We start from the raw sequence: 4,090 nt of genomic DNA, 5'->3' as shown, positions 1-4,090 counted from the left end.
CGTGTGGTGCGAGTGTGTTCATGACGGTGCAGGCCGCGTTGGCGGTGCTGTTGTCGAAGATGGGCGCCGGCCACGACATCCCGATCGGGACCCCGATCGCGGGACGCACCGACGACGCCTTGGACGATCTCGTCGGGTTCTTCGTGAACACGCTGGTTCTGCGCACCGATGTCTCGGGTGATCCGTCGTTCCGGGAGGTGGTGGAGCGGGTCCGCGAGACCGACCTGGCGGCTTTCGCGCATCAGGATGTGCCGTTCGAGCGGTTGGTGGAGGTCCTGAATCCGGCGCGTTCCATGGCCCGTCATCCGCTGTTCCAGGTGATGCTCGCCTTCCAGAACATTGCTGAGCCGGATCTCGCGCTGCCGGGTCTCGGCGTTCGGCTGGAGTCCGTGCAGGGCTCGGTGGCGAAGTTCGATCTGTCGTTCAGCCTGGGTGAACTCCGTGACGAGAACGGTGGCCCTGCTGGTCTTGAGGGGCAGGTCGACTACCGCACGGATCTGTTCGGGGAGGAGACGGTCCGGGGGCTCGTGGACCGGTTGGTGCGTGTGCTGGAGACGGTCAGTGCCGATCCCGATACGGCGGTCCGTTCCGTCGGTGTTCTCGGTGCTGAGGAACGGCGGCGGATGCTCGTCGACTGGAATGACACGGGTCGTGAGGTTCCGGATGTGCTGTTGCCGGAGTTGTTCGAGGCGCAGGTGGTGCGGTCTCCGGATGCTGTTGCTGTGGTGAGTGGTGGTGTTGAACTCACTTATGCGGAGTTGAATGTTCGGGCGAATTGTTTGGCGCGGTATCTGGTGGGGTGTGGTGCGGGTCCGGAGCGGTTGGTGGCGGTGGCGTTGCCGCGGTCGGTGGATCTGGTGGTTGCGTTGTTGGCGGTGTTGAAGAGTGGTGCGGGGTATGTGCCGGTGGATCCGGAGTATCCGGCGGACCGGATCGCGTACATGCTGGCCGACGCGGACCCGGTGCTCGTCCTGACCGACACGGCCACCGCGGTGTTGCTGCCCCACGACGGCACCGCGCGTCGTGTGCTGCTCGACGAGCCCGCTGTCCTGGGTGCCGTAGCCGATCAGGGCGGCGGCGATCTGTCCGACCGGGACCGTCTGTCTCCGGTGAGTCCTGCGCATCCGGCGTACGTGATCTACACCTCGGGTTCGACAGGACAGCCGAAGGGCGTGGTGGTTGAGCACCGCAGCGTGGTGAACCTCGCCGCATGGGCTGCATACGGGCTCGGTGAAGACCGCCTGGGGGAGGTCTACGCAACGACGTCACTCAACTTCGATGTGTCGGTCTTCGAGATGATCGCCCCCCTGCTTGCCGGCGGTCGGATCAACGTGCTCCGAGACCTGCTTGCGCTGGGAGACGAATCCGCGGGAGACGAATCCGCCGGACACGCCGGCCGGTCGCTGGTCAGTGGCGTTCCCTCGGTTTTCTCAAGCCTCCTGGACCGTCAACTGGCGGCCAACGTGGCCACGGTTGTCATGGCGGGCGAGGCGATCTCGCCCACCGTCGCCAAGAGGATGCGCTCGGCCTTCCCCGAGTCCCGCATCGCGAACTGCTACGGGCCGACCGAATCCACGGTTTACGCAACCTCGTGGTACACGGATACCGAACTACCCGATGGGATTCCGATCGGTCGGCCAGTCGCGAATACGCGGGTGTATGTGCTGGATGCGGGTCTGTCGCCGGTGGCGGTGGGCGTGGCCGGTGAGCTGTATATCGCGGGCGCCGGTCTGGCGCGGGGGTATCTGGGTCGTGCGGGTCTGACGGCTGAGCGGTTTGTCGCGGATCCGTTCGCGGTGGTGTCTGGTTCGCGGATGTACCGGACCGGGGATGTGGTGCGCTGGAACGCGGACGGAGTCCTGGAGTTCCTCGGCCGGGCGGATGCGCAGGTGAAGGTGCGGGGTTTCCGTATCGAGCCGGGTGAGGTCGAAGCCGTCCTGGCGGAACACGGGCAGGTGGCTCAGACGGCGGTCGTGGTGCGGGAGGACGTACCGGGCGACAAGCGCCTGGTGGCGTACGTGGTGGCGCGCGGCGCCCATGGCGTTCGCTGCCTTGATGCGAGTGACCTCCGTGGGTTCGTGGCGGGGCGGTTGCCGGAGTACATGGTGCCGTCGGCTTTCGTGGTGCTGGATGCGCTGCCGTTGACGTTGAACGGGAAGCTGGACCGGCGGGCGTTGCCGGCGCCGGAGTATGCCGCGGGTGTGGGTCGTGGGCCGCGTACGTTGCGGGAGGAGCTGCTGTGCGGTCTGTTCGCCGAGGTCCTCGGCGTCAGCGCTGTTTCCATCGATGACAGTTTCTTCGAGTTGGGTGGTCATTCGCTGCTGGCGACTCGTCTGGTGAGCCGGATCCGTTCCGTCCTCGGGGTCGAGGTGAGCATCCGGGCGTTGTTCGAGGCGCCGACGGTTGCGGGTCTGGTGGGTCGGTTTGATGAGGGTGGTGGGGTTCGGGAGCGGTTGGGTGTGCGGGTGCGGCCGGAGGTGCTTCCGGTGTCGTTCGCGCAGCGTCGGCTGTGGTTCCTGGGTCAGCTGGAGGGCGTGTCCGCGACGTACAACATCCCCCTCGTGCTGCGGCTGACCGGGGCGTTGGATGTGGGGGCGTTGCGGGCGGCGTTGGGGGATGTGGCGGGCCGTCATGAGAGTTTGCGGACGGTGTTCCCGCAGGTGGACGGTGAGCCGCGGCAGAAGATTCTGACGGGCACCGCGGGTGTCCCCGAGGTTGCCGTGAAGTCCGTGGTTGCTGAGGACATCGCTTCGGCGGTGGCTGGTGTGACTGGTACGGGTTTTGATCTGGAGCGGGATCTGCCGTGGCGGGTGCGGTTGTTGGAGGTTGCGGACGCGGTTGATGAGTGGGTTCTGGTGGTGGTGGTTCATCACATTGCGGCTGATGGCTGGTCGATGGCGCCGCTGGCGCGGGATCTGTCGCAGGCGTATGCGGCTCGTTGCCGGGGTGTCGCCCCGGTGTGGGACGCCCTTCCGGTGCAGTACGCGGACTACACGTTGTGGCAGCGCGAGGTCCTTGGTGACGAGGGCGATCCGGGGAGTGTGATCGCGGGGCAGGTGGCTTTCTGGCGGGAGGCTCTGTCCGGGATTCCGGAGCAGTTGGAGTTGCCGGTGGACTTCCCGCGTCCGGCGGTTGCTTCGCATGAGGGTGCTTCGGTGGACGTGCGTGTTCCTGCGGGGGTGCATGCGCGGTTGGTGGAGTTGTCTCGTTCGTGTGGTGCGAGTGTGTTCATGACGGTGCAGGCCGCGTTGGCGGTGCTGTTGTCGAAGATGGGTGCCGGCCACGACATCCCGATCGGGACCCCGATCGCGGGACGCACCGACGACGCCCTGGATGATCTCGTCGGGTTCTTCGTGAACACGCTGGTCCTGCGCACTGACGTGGCCGGTGATCCGTCGTTCCGGGAGGTGGTGGAGCGGGTCCGGGAGACGGATCTGGCGGCTTTCGCGCATCAGGACGTGCCGTTCGAGCGGCTGGTGGAGGTCCTCAACCCGGCGCGTTCCATGGCCCGCCACCCTCTCTTCCAGGTCATGCTCACCTTCCAGAACAACGCGCAACCCGACCTCGACCTCCCCGGCGTCCACGCCCAGGCCGAGCCTTTCGGTGATGTGGCGGCCAGGTTCGACCTGTCCTTCAACCTTGGCGAAATGCATACGGAGGACGGCGCGTCCGCGGGTTTGCGTGGGCGGCTCGACTACCGGACTGATCTGTTCACGGCACAGACCGCGCAGGGCCTTGCGGATCGTTTGGTACGTGTCCTTGAAGCGGTGGTTGCCGCGCCTGATCGGGCCGTCCGTGAGATCGATGTTCTCGGTGCTGAGGAACGGCAGCGGATCCTGACCGCGTGGAATGACACGGGTCGTGAGGTTCCGGATGTGCTGTTGCCGGAGTTGTTCGAGGCGCAGGTGGTGCGGTCTCCGGATGCTGTTGCTGTGGTGAGTGGTGGTGTTGAACTCACTTATGCGGAGTTGAATGTTCGGGCGAATTGTTTGGCGCGGTATCTGGTGGGGTGTGGTGCGGGTCCGGAGCGGTTGGTGGCGGTGGCGTTGCCGCGGTCGGTGGATCTGGTGGTTGCGTTGTTGGCGGTGTT

General features: G+C 66.0%; 1 protein-coding gene. It reads left to right on the top strand.

The window, feature by feature from the left end; all coding sequences use genetic code 11:
• Positions 1-20: 20 nt before the first annotated feature.
• The coding region (locus ACIBJH_RS48130; RefSeq protein ID WP_399123414.1) for an amino acid adenylation domain-containing protein at positions 21-4,090 on the top strand (4,070 nt) is incomplete at its 3' end.

The sequence above is a fragment of the Streptomyces sp. NPDC050548 genome, from assembly GCF_044457385.1.
GTDB lineage: Bacteria > Actinomycetota > Actinomycetes > Streptomycetales > Streptomycetaceae > Streptomyces.
This window is presented reverse-complemented; position numbering and strand designations above follow the sequence as displayed.